This window comes from Ensifer adhaerens, assembly GCF_013283195.1.
Classification (GTDB): Bacteria; Pseudomonadota; Alphaproteobacteria; order Rhizobiales; family Rhizobiaceae; genus Ensifer; species Ensifer adhaerens_G.
Genome location: NZ_JABEKT010000013.1, coordinates 1 through 2,598, shown reverse-complemented (window position 1 = coordinate 2,598; position 2,598 = coordinate 1). Strand labels below are relative to the sequence as shown.

The window sequence follows — 2,598 nt, the reverse complement described above, 5'->3', positions numbered from 1 at the left end:
GGCATCCGCCCTGCGGTTCTTCTCCACCACCAGCGGCCGCATCTTCTGCGACGGCAGGATCTCCTCCTTCGGGCCGAAGGCGACCAGCCGGCCGGCCTGCACCAGGCCGATCATGTCGACCGTCTGCAGCGCGCTCGGGCGGTGGGCGACGATGACGACGATGCCGCCGCGCTCGCGCACCTTGAGGATGGCCTGACACAGTGCCTCTTCCCCTTCCGCATCGAGGTTGGAGTTCGGCTCGTCGAGCACCACAAGAAAAGGATCCCCGTAGAGTGCACGAGCCAGGGCAATGCGTTGCCGCTGGCCTGCGGACAGTGCGGTTCCATGAGGACCAAGTTCGGTCTGGTAGCCGTTCGGCAGGTGCACGATCATCTCGTGGATGCCGGCGGCCTTGGCGGCGCGGATGATGGCGCGCGCGTTCGGCGCCTCGGCAAAGCGCGAGATGTTGTCCGACACCGTGCCGTCCATCAGCGCCACGTCCTGCGGCAGGTAGCCGACATGCTGGTTGAACAGCGTCTCGGGCCATTGGTTGAGATCGGCGCCGTCGATGCGCACTGCGCCGCGCAAGACCGGCCAGATGCCGAGCATGGCGCGTGCCAGCGTCGTCTTGCCGCCGCCCGACGGACCGATCAGTCCCAGCGCCTGTCCGGCTTTCAGTTCCAGGCTCACTTCGCTCAAGAGCACCGCCCCGGTCGACGGCGCCACCGTCGTCACCTTGTCGAGCGACAGGCTTTCCGTCGGCGCCGGCAGGTCGAGGCTGCCGGAGCGCTCGTCGAGCACGCCGAGCGTCTCGTTGAGGCGATGATAGCTGCGCCGTGCCGCCACCACGCCCTTCCATTGCGCAATCGCCATGTCGACCGGCGCCAGTGCCCTGGCGGTCACGATCGACGAGGCGATGATCGAACCGGCCGACATCTGCCCGCGGATCGCCAGATAGGCGCCGAGCCCGAGGATCGCCGATTGCAGGATCATGCGCAGCACCTTCGACAGGCCCGACAGCGTGCCGCCGATGTCGGACGTCTTGGTCTGACAGTCGAGATGGCGGCGATTGGCCTTCTCGAAGCGATCGACCGCCCGGCCGGTCATGCCCATGGCATGCAGCACGTCGCTGTTGCGGGCATTGCTTTCGGCCACCGAGCTGCGCGCCACCGAGGCCTTGATCATCGAGCTGGAATGACGCCGCGTCAGCACCTCGGCAATGATCGTCAGCACCGCCAGCACCAGCGCGCCGCCGACCGTGAGATAGCCGAGCATCGGATGCAAAAGCCAGACGAAGACGAGATAGATCGGGATCCACGGCAGGTCGAACAGCGCCACCGGCCCCTGGCTCGCCAGGAACCCGCGCAGCGTGTCGACGTCGCGGCCGCGTTCCGTCGCCTCCGCCGTCGAATAGCCGAAGCGCGGCATCTCGATCACCACCTTGTGGGCAAGCGGCGCCAGTTGGCTGTCGAGCCTTGCACCGAGCCGGACCAGGATCTGCGAGCGGATGACGTCGAACAGGCCCTGGAACAGATAGAGCCCGACCGCCAGCACCGACAGTGCCACCAAAGTGGAGATGCTGCCGCTGGTCAGCGCCCGATCGTAGATCTGCAGCATGTAGAAGGCGCCGGTCAGCGCCAGGATGTTGATCAGGCCGGAAAGGCCGAAGAGATAGATCAGGATACCGCGCATGCCGCCGATCTTGTGTTGCGGCTCTTTCTTCTTGCTCATGATGAGATCCCCTTTTGTCCGCCCGCATGCTGTCCCGGCCGGTCAGAGCGACCGGCCGGGAATAACGCTTCCTGCTCAGGAGACGCCGTTGAAGTCGGCGACCTTGAGGTTATGCGTGCCGGCGATCGAAAGCTCGAAGTCGGCATCCGGGTCGGCATCGACACTGCCGCGGATCACCGTGACGTCGGCGCCGTCCTGGGTCTCATGCGTCACCACGATCTGGCCGGCGCCCGAGAGCGTCGTTCCGGCCGAAAGCGTGAAGTGCTGCAGACCCGCCTGTCCGGTGTTGGCATCGATCGAGGAGAAGTCGATCCGGTCTCCCGGCGTAAAGCCGTAGATCGTGTCGCCGTTTGCCGCTGCCACCGAGGTGAAGCGGAAGACGTCCTCGCCAAGGCCGCCGTCGATGATGTTGACGGCATTGGATGCGGTGATGACGTCATGGCCGGAGCCACCGATGAAGTTCTCGAAGCCGTAGACCGTGTCGGTGCCGACCTCGACGCCCGAGACCTGGCCGCGGCCCATGAAGCCGGTGCCCATGTCGACCGTCAGGTTGCCTGACGCCACGGAGTAGTCGAGCGTGTCGACGCCGCCATCGCCCCAGTAGCTGTCGTCGCCGTCGCCCTTGGCGGCCAGCACGATGTCGTCGCCGGCACCGCCCCAGGCCTTGTCCGAGCCCGCCCCGCCTTCGATGACGTCGTTGCCGGCGTCACCGAAGATCAGGTCGTCGCCGCCATTGCCGAACAGCATGTCGGCACCGGCACCGCCGTGGATCTCGTCATTGCCCGATCCGCCCGAGGCAACGTCGTCGCCGTCACCACCCGACAGCACATCGTCGCCGTCCTCGCCGCGCAGCACGTCGCTGCCGGCATCCCCCGACAGGATGTCGCT

Annotated in this window: 2 protein-coding genes; both read right to left on the bottom strand. The window is 66.5% G+C overall.

The genetic code is table 11. The features are described 5' to 3' along the window. Positions 1-1,710: type I secretion system permease/ATPase (locus LPJGGPFB_RS32810; protein WP_173424101.1), on the bottom strand; the 1,710-nt coding region annotated here is incomplete at its 3' end. Between the two features lie 75 nt (positions 1,711-1,785). Further along, on the bottom strand, positions 1,786-2,598 hold an 813-nt coding region (locus tag LPJGGPFB_RS32805; RefSeq protein WP_173424100.1), incomplete at its 5' end, for a calcium-binding protein.